General features: G+C 42.5%; 16 protein-coding genes. All 16 read right to left on the bottom strand.

Going from position 1 to position 14,667, the window contains the following annotated elements:
• Nucleotides 1-6 precede the first annotated feature (6 nt).
• On the bottom strand, nt 7-822 hold the full coding sequence (locus tag RWP09_RS08280; protein WP_314436476.1) for an ABC transporter substrate-binding protein: 816 nt from the start codon (nt 820-822) through the stop codon (nt 7-9).
• Between the two features lie 157 nt (nt 823-979).
• On the bottom strand, nt 980-1,633 hold the full coding sequence (gene phoU / locus RWP09_RS08275; protein ID WP_000946458.1) for a phosphate signaling complex protein PhoU: 654 nt from the start codon (nt 1,631-1,633) through the stop codon (nt 980-982).
• An 11-nt stretch (nt 1,634-1,644) separates the two neighbouring features.
• Entirely contained in the window at nt 1,645-2,403 is a 759-nt protein-coding gene (gene pstB / locus RWP09_RS08270) for a phosphate ABC transporter ATP-binding protein PstB (RefSeq protein WP_000133484.1), read from the bottom strand.
• Nucleotides 2,404-2,415: 12 nt separating this feature from the next.
• Nucleotides 2,416-3,219 (bottom strand): phosphate ABC transporter ATP-binding protein PstB, encoded by an 804-nt coding sequence (gene pstB / locus RWP09_RS08265; RefSeq protein WP_020900241.1) that lies wholly within the window; start codon nt 3,217-3,219, stop codon nt 2,416-2,418.
• A gap of 10 nt (nt 3,220-3,229) precedes the next feature.
• Nucleotides 3,230-4,114, bottom strand: a complete 885-nt coding sequence (gene pstA / locus RWP09_RS08260; RefSeq protein WP_314436472.1) for a phosphate ABC transporter permease PstA — start codon at nt 4,112-4,114, stop codon at nt 3,230-3,232.
• Nucleotides 4,104-5,021, bottom strand: coding sequence for a phosphate ABC transporter permease subunit PstC (gene pstC, locus RWP09_RS08255; protein ID WP_001070903.1), 918 nt, complete (start codon nt 5,019-5,021; stop codon nt 4,104-4,106). Before pstC ends, pstA begins: the two co-directional genes overlap by 11 nt.
• Nucleotides 5,021-5,899: a phosphate ABC transporter substrate-binding protein PstS family protein gene (locus RWP09_RS08250; RefSeq protein WP_000746323.1), complete on the bottom strand. Its 879-nt coding sequence runs from the start codon at nt 5,897-5,899 to the stop codon at nt 5,021-5,023. The genes pstC and RWP09_RS08250 overlap by 1 nt, the downstream gene beginning before the upstream one ends.
• Before the next feature lie 220 nt (nt 5,900-6,119).
• Nucleotides 6,120-7,424: an RsmF rRNA methyltransferase first C-terminal domain-containing protein gene (locus tag RWP09_RS08245; RefSeq protein WP_314436467.1), complete on the bottom strand. Its 1,305-nt coding sequence runs from the start codon at nt 7,422-7,424 to the stop codon at nt 6,120-6,122.
• The gene (locus RWP09_RS08240; protein ID WP_314436464.1) at nt 7,425-8,198 is read right to left on the bottom strand and encodes an inositol monophosphatase family protein; all 774 of its coding nucleotides are present in this window, start codon (nt 8,196-8,198) and stop codon (nt 7,425-7,427) included.
• On the bottom strand, nt 8,188-8,466 hold the full coding sequence (locus tag RWP09_RS08235; RefSeq protein ID WP_004259877.1) for a UPF0223 family protein: 279 nt from the start codon (nt 8,464-8,466) through the stop codon (nt 8,188-8,190). The genes RWP09_RS08240 and RWP09_RS08235 overlap by 11 nt, the downstream gene beginning before the upstream one ends.
• The gene (locus RWP09_RS08230; RefSeq protein ID WP_000631259.1) at nt 8,466-8,867 is read right to left on the bottom strand and encodes a Spx/MgsR family RNA polymerase-binding regulatory protein; all 402 of its coding nucleotides are present in this window, start codon (nt 8,865-8,867) and stop codon (nt 8,466-8,468) included. The genes RWP09_RS08235 and RWP09_RS08230 overlap by 1 nt, the downstream gene beginning before the upstream one ends.
• A gap of 211 nt (nt 8,868-9,078) precedes the next feature.
• Nucleotides 9,079-9,696 carry a TIGR01906 family membrane protein gene (locus RWP09_RS08225; RefSeq protein ID WP_314436376.1) on the bottom strand — a complete coding sequence of 206 codons (618 nt, stop codon included), beginning with the start codon at nt 9,694-9,696 and terminating at the stop codon, nt 9,079-9,081.
• The gene (locus tag RWP09_RS08220; RefSeq protein WP_314436373.1) at nt 9,686-10,459 is read right to left on the bottom strand and encodes a TIGR01457 family HAD-type hydrolase; all 774 of its coding nucleotides are present in this window, start codon (nt 10,457-10,459) and stop codon (nt 9,686-9,688) included. The genes RWP09_RS08225 and RWP09_RS08220 overlap by 11 nt, the downstream gene beginning before the upstream one ends.
• 17 nt (nt 10,460-10,476) lie before the next feature.
• Complete coding sequence (locus tag RWP09_RS08215) at nt 10,477-11,205, bottom strand: acyl-[acyl-carrier-protein] thioesterase (RefSeq protein ID WP_314436370.1); 729 nt, start codon at nt 11,203-11,205, stop codon at nt 10,477-10,479.
• A gap of 4 nt (nt 11,206-11,209) precedes the next feature.
• Nucleotides 11,210-12,340: a radical SAM family heme chaperone HemW gene (gene hemW / locus RWP09_RS08210; RefSeq protein WP_314436367.1), complete on the bottom strand. Its 1,131-nt coding sequence runs from the start codon at nt 12,338-12,340 to the stop codon at nt 11,210-11,212.
• 174 nt (nt 12,341-12,514) lie between these two features.
• A partial coding sequence (locus RWP09_RS08205; RefSeq protein ID WP_314436364.1) for an LPXTG cell wall anchor domain-containing protein occupies nt 12,515-14,667 on the bottom strand: 2,153 nt, incomplete at its 5' end.

Genomic DNA, 14,667 nt, shown 5'->3' with positions numbered 1-14,667 from the left:
CTTTTCTTATTGTTCAACTTCTGTTAAGGTTGCCGCTTTTTCAAGATATTTTTGGTAGGTACCATCATCCTTGAGTTTTTGGATGACCTTGTCCACCACTTCTTTCAAATCAGCACTATTTTTTCTAAGGGCAACGGCATTGGCTTCGCCATCCTTCATCTTCAAGCTGACAGTTGCGACAGCTAGGTCGGCATTTTTAGCAGCATAGCTAAGGGCAACAGGCTCATCCATGTGAACAGCATCTACTTTTCCAGCCTGTAATTCATTGACTGCTTCACCCATATTGGTTAGGGAAGTTAATTGAGCTTTTGGCAATTGTTCCTTGACCATTGATTCTGGAACAGTCCCTTTTTGGGCTGCAATATTAGCACTTTCAAGGCTAGTTAAATCCTTGTATTTTTCTACATCAGCCTTACGAACCAAGAAACTAATCTTGTTCTCATAGTAAGGGATTGAAAAATCAAAGACTTCTTTTCTCTCATCAGTAGCGCTAATTCCCGCAACTGCTAGGTCAGCCTTACCAGTTTGAAGACTAGTCAAAACATTGTCAAAACTCATGCTTGAAATTTCCAACTTCACCCCAAGTTCATCAGCGATAGCTTGAGCCATATCAATGTCCGCACCGACTACCTGGTTTTTGCCATCAACTAAGGATTGGAATTCAAAGGGTGCATAGTCAGGACTGGTCGCCACAACTAATTTCCCCTTTTGCTTAATGGCTTCAAGAGCTGACTGAGAACCATTAGAACCCGACTGGCAAGCTACTAAGAAGAAACTTGCAAGAAAACTACATAAAACAAATATCCATTTTTTTGACTTCATAAATAAACAACCTCTCTGTTAATTTTGTATAATTATAACGCTATCCAAGTTGCTTGTCAAGTGTTTTTTTGAATTTTTATCTTAAAAATATTTTTTTCATTCAAAAAAGGAGCTGTCGGTTGATTTTAAGCTCCTTTTTATACAGAATGAATCTATTTTATAGTTCGACAATCTTACCTGTTTCAAAGTAAACAACCCATTCACAGATATTCTTGGCATAGTCTCCAATACGTTCCAAGAAGGCAATCACTTGGAAATAATCACGACCTGTAACAATGGCATCAGGATTTTTCTTGATTTCTTCTGTAGCCAAGTCACGAATGCTATCAAAGTAATGGTTGATTTTTTCATCCATTGCTGCTACTTCATAGGCCTGATCAACTGAACCATTCAGATAGAGTTCAAGGGCTGCTTCAACGAAGTTCTTGACATCGCGACCCATTCTCTTGATTTCTTCTTCAACAGCTGGAATGCGTTGCTCCCCCTTCATACGAATTGCCGCCTTGGCAATGGAAACGGCATGGTCACCCATACGTTCCAAGTCAGATACAGCCTTCAAAACGGTTAGAACTGTACGCAAGTCCTGAGAAACGGGTTGTTGAAGGGCAATCATTTCAAATGATTTCTTCTCCAATTTCACTTCGTATTCGTTTACTTCTGCATCGTCTTCGATGACTTCTTTTGCCAAATCACGGTCATGCGTAACAAAGGCACGCACTGTACGATTGATTTGGGATAGCACTTCTTGTCCCATAGCATAGAACTGGTTGTGCAATTTCTCTAAATCTTCCTCAAATTGAGAACGTAACATCATTTATCTCCTTATCCAAATTTTCCTGAAATATAATCTTCTGTTTCCTTATGTTGTGGGTTGAGGAACATCTTCTTGGTATCGTTAAACTCAATCAAATCTCCATCAAGGAAAAATCCTGTCTTGTCAGAGATACGAGAGGCTTGTTGCATGGAACGTGTAACCAAGAGCATGGTGTATTTATCTTTTAGACCATACAAGGTTTCCTCAATCTTACCGGCCGAGATAGGGTCCAAAGCTGAAGTCGGTTCATCCAAGAGAATGATTTTAGGACTGGTTGCCAAGACACGGGCAACACAGACACGTTGCTGTTGTCCGCCTGAAAGCCCGATAGCTGAATCATGCAGGCGATCCTTGACCTCATCCCAGATAGAGGCTCGTTGCAAGGCTTTTTCTACCGCTTCATCCAGAACCTGCTTATCCTTCACTCCATTGATACGAAGCCCGTAAACAACATTTTCGTAGATAGACATAGGGAAAGGGTTCGGTTGTTGGAAAACCATACCAATTTCCTTACGCAATTCAACTGTATCTGTACGTGGGCTGTAGATGTTGTGACCATTATAAACTACTGAACCAGTTGTGGTTACCTCTGGATTGAGATCACCCATGCGGTTGATAGCCTTTAGGAGGGTTGATTTCCCTGATCCAGATGGACCGATCAAGGCTGTAATTTCCTTAGGTTGGAAAGATAGGGAAACACTATTCAAGGCCTTTTTTTGATTGTAGTAAACGGACAGGTCTGACACCTGTAAAATCGCTTCTGTCATACTGTTTCCTTTCTATCCAAAGTGTCCTGTTACGTAGTCATTGGTTGACTGTAGTTTGGCATTTTGGAAAATATTAGAGGTCTTATCGTACTCGATCAAATCACCCAAGTAGAAAAATCCTGTGTAGTCACTAGCACGCGCAGCCTGCTGCATACTGTGGGTCACGATGATGATGGTAAAATCCTTCTTCAACTCCAGCATGGTTTCTTCCAGCTGGGCTGTCGCAATCGGATCCAAGGCTGATGCCGGCTCATCCATCAAGAGGATATCTGGTTTAACAGAGATAGCACGAGCGATACAGAGACGTTGTTGCTGACCACCTGATAGGGTCAAGGCTGACTTGTGCAAATCGTCTTTGACCTGGTCCCAAAGGGCAGCCTGACGAAGAGAGGTTTCCACAATTTCATCTAAGACTTGCTTGTCCTTAACCCCTGCACGTTCATGGGCAAAAGTGATATTGCGATAGATAGACTTGGCAAAAGGATTTGGTCGTTGGAAGACCATCCCGATGTGTTTACGCATTTCATAAACGTTGATTTCTGGACGGTTGACATCAATCCCTTGATAGAGGATTTGACCTGTTACCTTGGCAATATCAATGGTATCATTCATACGGTTGAGACTGCGGAGGTAGGTTGATTTTCCTGATCCAGATGGGCCAATCAAGGCCGTAATTTTATTCTTTTCAAATTGCATATCGATGCCCTTGATGGATTCTTTTTTACCGTAGTAAACATGCAAATCCTTAGTAGAGAGGGCCACTTTCTCTTCAGGAAAGGTGATGATATGCTTTTCATCCCAATTATATTTTGACATGGCTTCTCCTTTAGGCAGCGGTTAATTTCTTATGTAGGTAACTTCCGAGTTTGCGGGCTCCAAAGTTAAAGATGAGAATAAAGATGAGGAGCACGGCTGCAGAACCTGCTGATACAATGGTGCCATCAGGAATGGTTCCTTCGCTATTGACTTTCCAAATGTGGACAGCCAAGGTTTCTGCTTGACGGAAGATAGAGATTGGGCTTGTTACACTGAGAATATTCCAGTTAGACCAGTCAAGGGCTGGAGCGGATTGTCCTGCAGTATAGATAAGAGCAGCCGCCTCACCAAAGATACGACCAGAAGCCAAGACAACCCCCGTTACGATACCTGGAAGGGCTTCTGGAATGACCACATGGACCACTGTCTCCCAACGAGAAATTCCAAGGGCCAGACCAGCTTCACGCTGGGTATGGTGAACGTGTTTCAAGCTGTCTTCAACATTACGAGTCATCTGAGGCAGGTTAAATACTGTCAAGGCCAAGGCACCTGAAATGATTAAAAATCCATACTCAAACTGAACTACAAAAATCAAGTAACCAAAGAGACCCACAACTACTGATGGCAGTGAAGACAAGATTTCAATACAGGTTCTGACAAAATTGGTCACAGGACCTTTTTTGGCATATTCAGCTAGGAAAATCCCAGCCCCCATAGATAAAGGAACAGAGATAATTAAGGTAATAATCAGAAGGAAGAAGGAATTATAGAGCTGAATTCCAATCCCTCCACCTGCTTGGTAAGAAGATGATTTGCCAGTCAAGAAAGACCAAGAGATGTGGGGCAAACCACGAACCAAGATATAAAGAATCAAGGATGCCAAGATGGCAACGATAATTCCTGCAATTGAGTAGAGGACAGCTGTTGCAATTTTATCTAATTTCTTAGCGTGCATAGTTTTTCTTTCCTCTTTCTTTCGTAATCAATTTAATCACACTGTTAAAGGCCAAACTCATCAATAGCAAGACTAAGGCCAGTGACCAGAGAACGTTATTGTCAACTGTTCCCATAACTGTATTTCCGATACCCATGGTCAACACAGAGGTCAAGGTCGCAGCAGGTGTTGTCAGTGAAGTTGGAACAACGGCTGAGTTTCCGACCACCATCTGAATAGCCAAGGCCTCACCAAAGGCACGCGCCATCCCAAAGACCACTGCAGTGAAAATCCCTGAACGCGCTGCCTTCAAGGTCACGCGCCAGATGGTTTGCCAACGGGTCGCTCCCATAGCCAAACTAGCTTCACGGTAGTGACGAGGCACCGCACGCAAGCTGTCCGTTGTCATAAAGGTTACCGTTGGTAAAATCATGACAAAGAGAACGAAAATCCCTGACAAAATCCCAAAACCAGTCCCACCAAAGACACTACGGACAAAGGGAACTACGACCTGCAAACCGATAAATCCATACACGACTGAAGGAATCCCAACTAGCAATTCAATAGCTGGTTGCAAGATCCTAGCACCTTTTGGTGAGACCTCCGTCATAAAGACTGCCGCACCAATGGCAAAAGGAGTTGCGATAAGGGCTGATAGGATTGTGACAATAAAGGAACCCAAAATCATGGGAAGGGCACCAAATTGTTTACCTGAAGGATTCCAAGTTTGTCCAAATAGGAAATCAAAGATATTAACCCCATTGACAAAGAAGGTCGACAAACCTTTTTGGGCTACAAAAATCAAAATCATAGCCACAATAATGACAATCAAAGACAGACAGGCAAAGGTCAAGCCTTTTCCTAATTTCTCTAGACGAGAGTTCTTTGAGGGAGAAAGTAATTTTTTAGCTAATTCTTCTTGATTCATTAGTGACTCCCTTCTAGTGCTGTCACCGTTCCTACAGCATCTTTTTCAACCTTCATTTCCTTGACAGAAATATAGCCCATCCCCTTAACGATTCCGCTTTGCGCCTCATCTGATAGGACAAAGTTGAGGAATTCTGCCACCAATTCATTTGGTTGACCTAGGGTGTACATGTGTTCATAAGACCACAAAGGCCAGTTATTGCTTGTAACATTTTCTGCAATCGGCTCATAGCCATTCAACTTCATGCGTTTCACCGAGTCATCCACATAGGCAAAGGCTAGGTAAGAAATGGCTCCTGGTGTCTGGGAAACAATGTTTTTGACCATCCCATTTGAATCCTGTTCTTGACTCTGCACGGCAGATTGACCATCCATGATAACACTATCAAAGGTTGCACGCGAACCAGAACTTGCCGCGCGGTTGATAATGGAAATGGCTAGGTCTTTCCCACCGACTTCTTTCCAGTTGGTTACTTGACCTGTGAAGATGCTACGGAGTTGTTCAGTTGTCAGATTTTCAACATCAACTTCCTTATTCACAATGACTGCCAAGCCCGCTACGGCTACCTTATGGTCCACTAGAGCGGATGCGTTGATACCGTCTTTTTCCTCGGCAAATACGTCTGAATTTCCTACATCAACGGCTCCAGACTGAACCTGTGACAAACCTGTACCAGATCCTCCACCTTGAACGTTGACTGTTTTTCCAACGTGCAGAGAGCCAAATTCATCTGCTGCTGCTTCGACCAAGGGCTGAAGAGCCGTTGAGCCAACAGCTGTCATGGATTCTCCACGATCAATCCAGCTAGCACATCCCGCCAAAGAACCTGCAAGCAAAAGAGCTGCAAGGGATAGAGCGAGTTTTTTCCTTTTTTTCACTGTTTTTCTCCTTGAAAATAATGGTGAATGCTGTAAATTTTTTCAACTATTTATTTATGTTTTTCTTTTGAAAATGGGAAGCCAACTGAAGTTGCCAGCTTAGTTTTACTAGAAATTTGCTCAGTTACCTTTCCCACCAATTTTGACTTAAAATAAAAGACAATTTGAAAAAAATCCATACTTCCACTATAACATAGACAAGCTACTTTGACTAGCATTTTCACTTGAATCTGAGGCCTTTTGGAAAATAATTTTTCAAAACATTTCCCGTCACCTTAGCAAATCCCAAACCATTTCCTTTAACTAAAACTTGGTACCAACCATTTGGCAGACTTTCCGCCAGCTGAACAGTTTCTCCAGCCACATACTTTACAAACTCTTCTTGATCAATTGTAACGGACTGCTTGACCTGACTCGGTTTCAAGGCTAGACCAAGAGCGAAACTGGGTTCAAAGCGTTTCTTCTTAAAGGTACCCAGATGCAGGCCATTCCGAGCAATCTTGAGCTTCCCTAAATCTGGCAAGAGTTCTGGCAAGAGATAGAGTTGGTCACCAAAAGTCTGCAAGATCCCCCTTAGATTGACCTTCAAATGTTTTTGGGCAAATTCCTGCCACAAGGTAACTTGTTCACGGCTAAGATTGCTCTTGCTTGCCTTAAATTTAGGGGCTGTATTTTCACCTTTAAACTGTAGATGGGCGACAAACTGACCCTCTCCCTTAAAATGATGAGGGTACATCCGAGCCGTTTCTGGCAGGTCAATACCAGCTACCATTCCATTGATATGTTCAACTGGTAGCAAATCAAAATCATACTCTTTCAGTAGCCAATTGACAATCTCTTCGTTTTCCTCGGGTGCCCAGGTACAGGTCGAATAAACCAGACGACCACCTTCTGCTAACATGGTTACCGCATCTGCCAGAATTTCTCTTTGCAAGCTAGCACATTGGCTCGGATAATTAAGGCTCCAATAGTCCATAGCATCTGGTTGCTTACGAAACATCCCTTCACCAGAGCAAGGAGCATCAAGGACAATGAGGTCAAAATAGCCCGTAAAAGCCTTGGCCAAACGATCAGCAGATTCATTGGTTACCACAACATTTGTCGCTCCAAAGCGCTCCATGTTTTCTACTAAAATCTTAGCCCGTTTGCTTGAAATTTCATTGGAAACAAGGAGACCCTCTCCTGCTAGATAGGCTGCTAGCTGAGTTGATTTTCCACCCGGTGCAGCAGCCAAGTCCAAGACCTTCATACCAGGACTGGGCTGGGCTACCTGAGCAACCATCTGAGCAGCAGGTTCTTGCGAATATACTAAGCCTGTAGCATGCTCAGGCGATTTCCCTGAAACCTTCCCATAGTGGCCCCAAGGAGTTTGAGGAATGGGATCAGAAAAGAAAACTGGCGCTTCTTTTAAAGGATTGACCCGAAAGGCCGAAACCGCTTCCTCCTCAAAAGAGGCAAGAAAATCTCTTGCCTCATCTCCTAGTATCTCTTCATATTTTTCAACAAATCCTTCTGGAAATTGCATTTAAGTTCTTTTCCTTTCGTAAATATAGGACTGAATTTCCTCCTGCATCTCAAGAGGTAGCATCATGACCGGTTGTCTGGTTTGAAAATCAAGCGGTTGACCAGATAGGGTTACGACCCGATAGCCCAGACTTTCCCCTAAAATACTAGCCGCAGCATAATCCCATGGTTGCAGATAGGTGACATAGGTCAACAAACGCCCTGATAAAATCTTGGCAAAACTAATGGCCGCACTCCCATAGACACGAACACCGAGGACCGCTCGACCCAAATCAGCCAAGCCCCATTCATTGGTTTCCAGCATCCCACTATTCCCTGCAATGAGAAAATCTCCAAGTGGTTTAGTTTTAAAAGGAGCTAGAGGCTTATCATTTAGACAAACTGGAAACTTACCACCACCGTGATAACAATCCCCTTTGACCACATCATAAATGAGACCAAACTGTCCCTGACCATTTTCAAAATAAGCCATCATAACAGCAAAATCCTCCTGCTGGGCGACAAAGTTATTGGTCCCATCAATCGGATCAATGACCCAAACCTTTCCTTCTTGAACCGAAGCTCGCAGACAACCTTCTTCAGCACAAATCTTATCCTCAGGATAACGAGATAAAATCTCACCCACCAATAGTTCCTGAACTTCCTTGTCCAGTCTGGTCACCAAGTCTGTTGGAGAGGACTTGGTCTCAACACGCAAGTCTTCCTGCATATGGTCAAGGATGTACTGGCCCGCCTTCTTGACAAGCTCTTTGGCAAATTCAAATTTACTTTCCAAGAGAAATCTTCCCTTCCCCTTTTTCCTTGGCAGCCTGAACTGCTCGATAAAGCGAATAGCCACTAACCGTTTCAAATTCTCGGCCCAAACGTTTCTCCTCACTCTTGCTTAGTACGACCGCCTTGAATCCCTTATAAGAATTCAGTAGCTTTTTAGCCTCTACCTTGCCTTCATAGGCAGCTTCAACATCATTAAAAAAAGAAAGCACTGAAGCAAGTTCTTCAGTGCTCCACGACAAATCTAGTGGGTAACTATACTGTTTATTCATTAACTAATACCAGCTCTCATTCTTGCTTCTTTTAGTTCTTGCTTACGGTAACTACGAGGGAGAAAAGCACGAATCTCATCTTCATTAAAACCGATTTGCATGCGTTTGGCATCGATAATAATTGGACGACGCAAAAGGCTAGGATACTGCTCAATCAAATGAAGCAATTCCGATACCGAAATACTCTCTACATCAATATTCAATTTTTGAAAAATTTTTGAACGAGTTGAAATGATGTCATCAGTACCATTTTCGGTCAAGGAAAGGATGTGTTGCAATTCTTTTCTTGTTAAAGGACTGGTCATAATATTGTGTTCCACAAAGGGAACCTTATGTTTTTCTAACCAGGCCTTAGCCTTACGACATGATGTACAGCTCGGTGATAGAAATAGTGTAATCATGCTTTTCTCTTCTTATCTATACTTTGCTAATTCTATTATACAAAAAAATAAAGCGCTTGACTAGGGATTTTTAGAAAAAAAGCCTATTTTTTCAAGAAAAATAGACTGTTTGCGAACGATTGAGGTAAGGTAGATTTAGTTAATTCACTCTTGACAATAGTTTCGAATCACATACCTAACTTATTTACTCAAAATAAGAACATCTTTAGTATTATTTCCTACGACTTTTCAGATACAGAAAAACAAAGAAGCTTTCATAGAGGGTAAAAAAGAGGAGGAAGGCATGAAGGAAGAAGGTCTCTGGCAAAATCAGAATAACAGGATCCTTGGCTGGATCAAAAAGCCATGTATTATCTCCCACAAAGAGAATTTGATGAAAAAGGGTAAAGAATTGATCAAAACCAATCAAAACTCCCCCAAGACCAATCAGCAAAGGTAAGACCACTAGAGTCAGAAGCCCTTTACTAAATAGAGACAAGAAGCCCTTTTTCACAATCCCTTTGACAAAGAAATAGAAACTTGGCAGTGTTACTAGAGCTACTAGCTGAACAAATCGAAAGAGGTTCTTGACCACCGCAAAGTGATGCAGACCAGATGTTGACGAACGAAAATCAGGCATCTGCAAGACCTGACTAAAAGGATTGGTCAGATAATTCATCAAGATATGAAAATTGTATTGAATGGTTTCTGGTTTTAGATAGACTCGATCCGTCAAGTTCAGCCACTCAATCTCCAAAGGATAAAAAATCCAAGCCAAATAAATGGTTAAAAGGATTGAGAGGGAGAGGAGAAAGAGCATAGAGCTCCAAAAGGTCAGTTTAGTTTTCATCAAAATCCCACTCCGCAAGGCTAGAAACCACATGTGTCGGTGCGATTGGCAGGTCTGCTACTTCTTCTGCCTTAGTAAAACCTGTCGTTACCAAGAGCGTTGGAATGCCATTATCAATCCCAGCTCGAATATCAGTCAGGTAATTGTCCCCGACCATGATTAACTCTTCACGTTCTAAGCCTAAGTGCTCAACCGCCTTGTTCATAATGATAGCATTTGGTTTCCCGATATAAACAGGCTTCACTCGTGTTGCTACTTCAAGTAGCGTAATCAGTGAACCAGCACCTGGCAAAAGACCACGCTCTGTCGGGATATTGAGGTCAGGATTGGTTCCGATAAAGTGAGCTCCCTTTTGAATGGCAAGAGTTGCTATCGCAAATTTTTCATATTCAACTTGCCAGTCCAGACCTACTACCACATAGGCAGGATTTTCCTTGTCTTCGACATAGCCAGCCGCCTTAATGGCTTCCTTGAGTCCTGCTTCTCCAATGACATAGACGGTCTTTTTCAGTCCCAAGTCATTCATATAGTCGATAGTTGCCAAAGTCGCTGTGTAAACAGTCGACAGGGGCGTATCGATATTAAAATTCTGAGCCAGCATCTGCTGAACACTCTCAGGAGTACGGGTTGTATTGTTGGTCACAAAGAGATAGGGAATGTCCCGCTTTTGCAATTCATGAACAAAAGCCTCTCCTGCTGGGATTCTATCTTTCCCCTTATAAATGGTTCCGTCTAAATCAATTAAATAGCCTTTGTATTTCATACTTTCTCCCTAATCTTTTATATTTCTTGCCAAGTGATGATAGCTTGGGCATTGGTAGCACCGTCGCTTGTAATCTCATGTTTGCTTTCCAGTCCAGTCCGTTCAACAGACGATGTGATTACCCCACCTGGTCGAACTTCCTTGACATACTTGAGGTTGATTTTCTTGGGAATATAGTGGGTCAAAAAATCAGCTCCCATGACCTCAAAAATCCAGTCCAAGTATTTACTGTTATTGACATGGCCATTCATATCCAAGTCGTAAAAACGGACATGGTAATCCTTGCTGATTGGCTCGTCCAAGGACTCATATTTTGGTCCGCGGATGAGCTTTTTATCAAAATCAGACTGATACGGAGCCACAATCTCAGGTTCTACCGCATGGACTTTTCGACTGTCTCGGTCCATGAGAACAAAGGTCGCCATCATGTGGATAAGACCCTGACCTGCTTCATCATAAATGGTAAAGCGGCGATAGCAAAAGAGCCGATTGTAGCTCAAAGCTTCCGTTTCGATAGTGATTTCTTCTGCAAAACGAGGCAAACGAACCACCTCAATATCATAGTCTGTGATAATCCAGACCAGATTATAGTCTTCCAAAATAGCCTTATCACTGACTCCCAACTCAATAGACTGCATCCCTGAAACTTGCAGGGACAGTAAAATCACATCTGGAAGTTTGATATGACCGTTCATATCAGCCATATCAAAAGGAATTTTCATTTTCATTTGATAAGTTAAGCCCATAATCCTACTCCAAAATAAATCGTTCTGCTACGGTATCTCCTAAAAAGAGACCTCTCTTTGTCATGCGCACTCGGTCACCCTCTATTTGCATGAGACCTTGTTGAACCAAGTCCTTGACAACTTCTCCATAAAGTCCATCAAAAGACCGTCCAAATTTTTCCTCAAATCGCACCATGGAGACCCCTGATTTCTTGCGGAGGCCCAGGAACATTTCTTCTTCCATTTGCTCCTTTTGACTCAGGTGCTCTTCTGTGATGCGAGCATTGCCTTCCTCAACTGCACTGAGATAATGACGAATGGGACCATGATTCTTATAGCGCACTCCATCTACATAACCAGATGCCCCAGCACCGATGCCATAGTATTCAGCATTGTCCCAGTACATGAGATTGTGGCGACTTTCAAAACTAGGCTTTGAGAAATTGGAAATCTCATAATGCTCAAAACCAGCTCGCTCCAGCTCTGCGATGATGTACTCAAACATCTCAGCTTCCAGTTCCTCCTTAGGCAGAGGCAATTTCCCTCGTCGCATCCGGTTCATAAAGACCGTATGATTTTCTAAAATCAAGCTATACAAACTCATATGGGGAATACCCAGACCAATGGCTTTAGCCACATTTTCCTTGACCTGCTCCATGGTCTGACCAGGCAACGCATAAATCAAATCGATGGAGATATTGTCAAAATCAGCCAGTTTCAGACGGTCGATATTTTCATAAATATCTTTCTCCAAATGACTGCGCCCAATCTTTTCCAGCATCTTGTCATCAAAGGTCTGCACACCTAGCGAAACACGATTGACAGCTGAGTTTTTCAAAACAGCTATCTTATCTGCATCCAAGTCGCCTGGATTGGCCTCAATGGTCAACTCTTCTAAGACAGACAAGTCCAAGTTTTTAGTCAAGCCCTTCAATAACACCTCCAGTTGTGGAGCTGACAGGGCTGTTGGTGTCCCACCACCGATGTAGAGGGTTCGCAACTTTTGAATATCATAAGATTGAAATTCTTCTAACAGATGCTCTAAATAGCTGTCGACTGGCTGATTTTTTATGAAGACCTTTGAAAAGTCACAGTAATAACAAATCTGGGTACAAAACGGGATATGCACATAGGCTGACGTTGGTTTCTTCTGCATAGTCTTATTATACCACAAAAGCGAACAATACTTAGAATTCCGTTTAACAAAATCCTAGCATTGTTCGCTTTCTTTCTCTAAACATTCTTTGTATTTTATGACGAACACGATTCCCAGAATCAATCTAGTTTGTCTTTACAATACAAAAGAATGAATGTTCATTTGACTAAATTTTTAGTCTTCTTTTTTCTTTCCAAGAGCAAGTCCGAGACCACCTAGCAGACCAAGAAGTCCTAGAGATGCAAGAGCCGCATTTGATTCTGTTCCTGTATTTGGCAATACATTTTGAGAATCATTTGACTTAGCTCCATTGTCAATAGTAGTCTGAGTATCTACCTGATCTGTATTCGGAGTAACTGCATCTGGAATTGGAGTTGTTGGTACAGGTGTATCTTGACTAGAACCTCCATTAGTAGCAGGTTTGACTGGCGTATCAGGTGTCACTGGTGCAACTGGAATTGGATCTGTTGGTGTTGCTGGTGTGACTTTACCTGGTGTTACCTTAGCTGGTGTTTCTACTGGAACTTCTACAACTGGTTTGCCTGGTTCTGTAATCTTAGCTGTTCCTGGTACTTTTCCATCTGGTAAATCACTATTTGGTACTTTACCTTTTCCATCTTGTCCAATGATTACGACAATTGGAGTTCCGTTCTTACCTGGAATTTCTACCTTAGTTCCTGGTGGGTATGTTGAGCCATCTGGTCTCTTAGGTGTTACTGTTACATCCCCTGTCTTAGGATCTTGTTCCAACTCTACTGTTGGTGTAAGTTTCGCTGGCGTTGTTACTACTGGTACTTCCACAGATGGTTTACCTGGTTCTGTAATCTTAGCTGTTCCTGGTACTTTTCCATCTGGTAAATCACTATTTGGTACTTTACCTTTTCCATCTTGTCCAATGATTACGACAATTGGAGTTCCGTTCTTACCTGGAATTTCTACCTTAGTTCCTGGTGGGTATGTTGAGCCATCTGGTCTCTTAGGTGTTACTGTTACATCCCCTGTCTTAGGATCTTGTTCCAACTCTACTGTTGGTGTAAGTTTCGCTGGCGTTGTTACTACTGGTACTTCCACAGATGGTTTACCTGGTTCTGTAATCTTAGCTGTTCCTGGAACTTTACCTTCTGGTAATTCACTGTTTGGCACTTTACCTTTACCTTCTTCACCGATTGTAACAATAATTGGGTTACCATCTTTACCTGGAATTTCTACCTTAGTTCCTGGTGGGTATGTTGAGCCATCTGGTCTCTTAGGTGTTACTGTTACATCCCCTGTCTTAGGATCTTGTTCCAACTCTACCGTTGGTGTAAGTTTCGCTGGCGTTGTTACTACTGGTACTTCCACAGATGGTTTACCTGGTTCTGTAATCTTAGCTGTTCCTGGAACTTTACCTTCTGGTAATTCACTGTTTGGCACTTTACCTTTACCTTCTTCACCGATTGTAACAATAATTGGGTTACCATCTTTACCTGGAATTTCTACCTTAGTTCCTGGTGGGTATGTTGAGCCATCTGGTCTCTTAGGTGTTACTGTTACATCCCCTGTCTTAGGATCTTGTTCCAATTCTACCGTTGGTGTAAGTTTCGCTGGCGTTGTTACTACTGGTACTTCAACAGCTGGTTTGCCTGGTTCTGTAATCTTAGCTGTTCCTGGAACTTTACCTTCTGGTAATTCACTGTTTGGCACTTTACCTTTACCTTCTTCACCGATTGTAACAATAATTGGGTTACCATCTTTACCTGGAATTTCTACCTTAGTTCCTGGTGGGTATGTTGAGCCATCTGGTCTCTTAGGTGTTACTGTTACATCCCCTGTCTTAGGATCTTGTTCCAATTCTACCGTTGGTGTAAGTTTCGCTGGCGTTGTTACTACTGGTACTTCAACAGCTGGTTTGCCTGGTTCTGTAATCTTAGCTGTTCCTGGTACTTTTCCATCTGGTAAATCACTATTTGGTACTTTACCTTTTCCATCTTGTCCAATGATTACGACAATTGGAGTTCCGTTCTTACCTGGAATTTCTACCTTAGTTCCTGGTGGGTATGTTGAGCCATCTGGTCTCTTAGGTGTTACTGTTACATCCCCTGTCTTAGGATCTTGTTCCAATTCTACCGTTGGTGTAAGTTTCGCTGGCGTTGTTACTACTGGTACTTCCACAGATGGTTTACCTGGTTCTGTAATCTTAGCTGTTCCTGGTACTTTTCCATCTGGTAAATCACTATTTGGTACTTTACCTTTTCCATCTTGTCCAATGATTACGACAATTGGAGTTCCGTTCTTACCTGGAATTTCTACCTTAGTTCCTGGTGGGTATGTTGAGCCATCTGGTCTCT

Origin of the sequence: uncultured Streptococcus sp., from assembly GCF_963521255.1 — a bacterium.
Classification (GTDB): Bacteria; Bacillota; Bacilli; order Lactobacillales; family Streptococcaceae; genus Streptococcus.
This window is presented reverse-complemented; position numbering and strand designations above follow the sequence as displayed.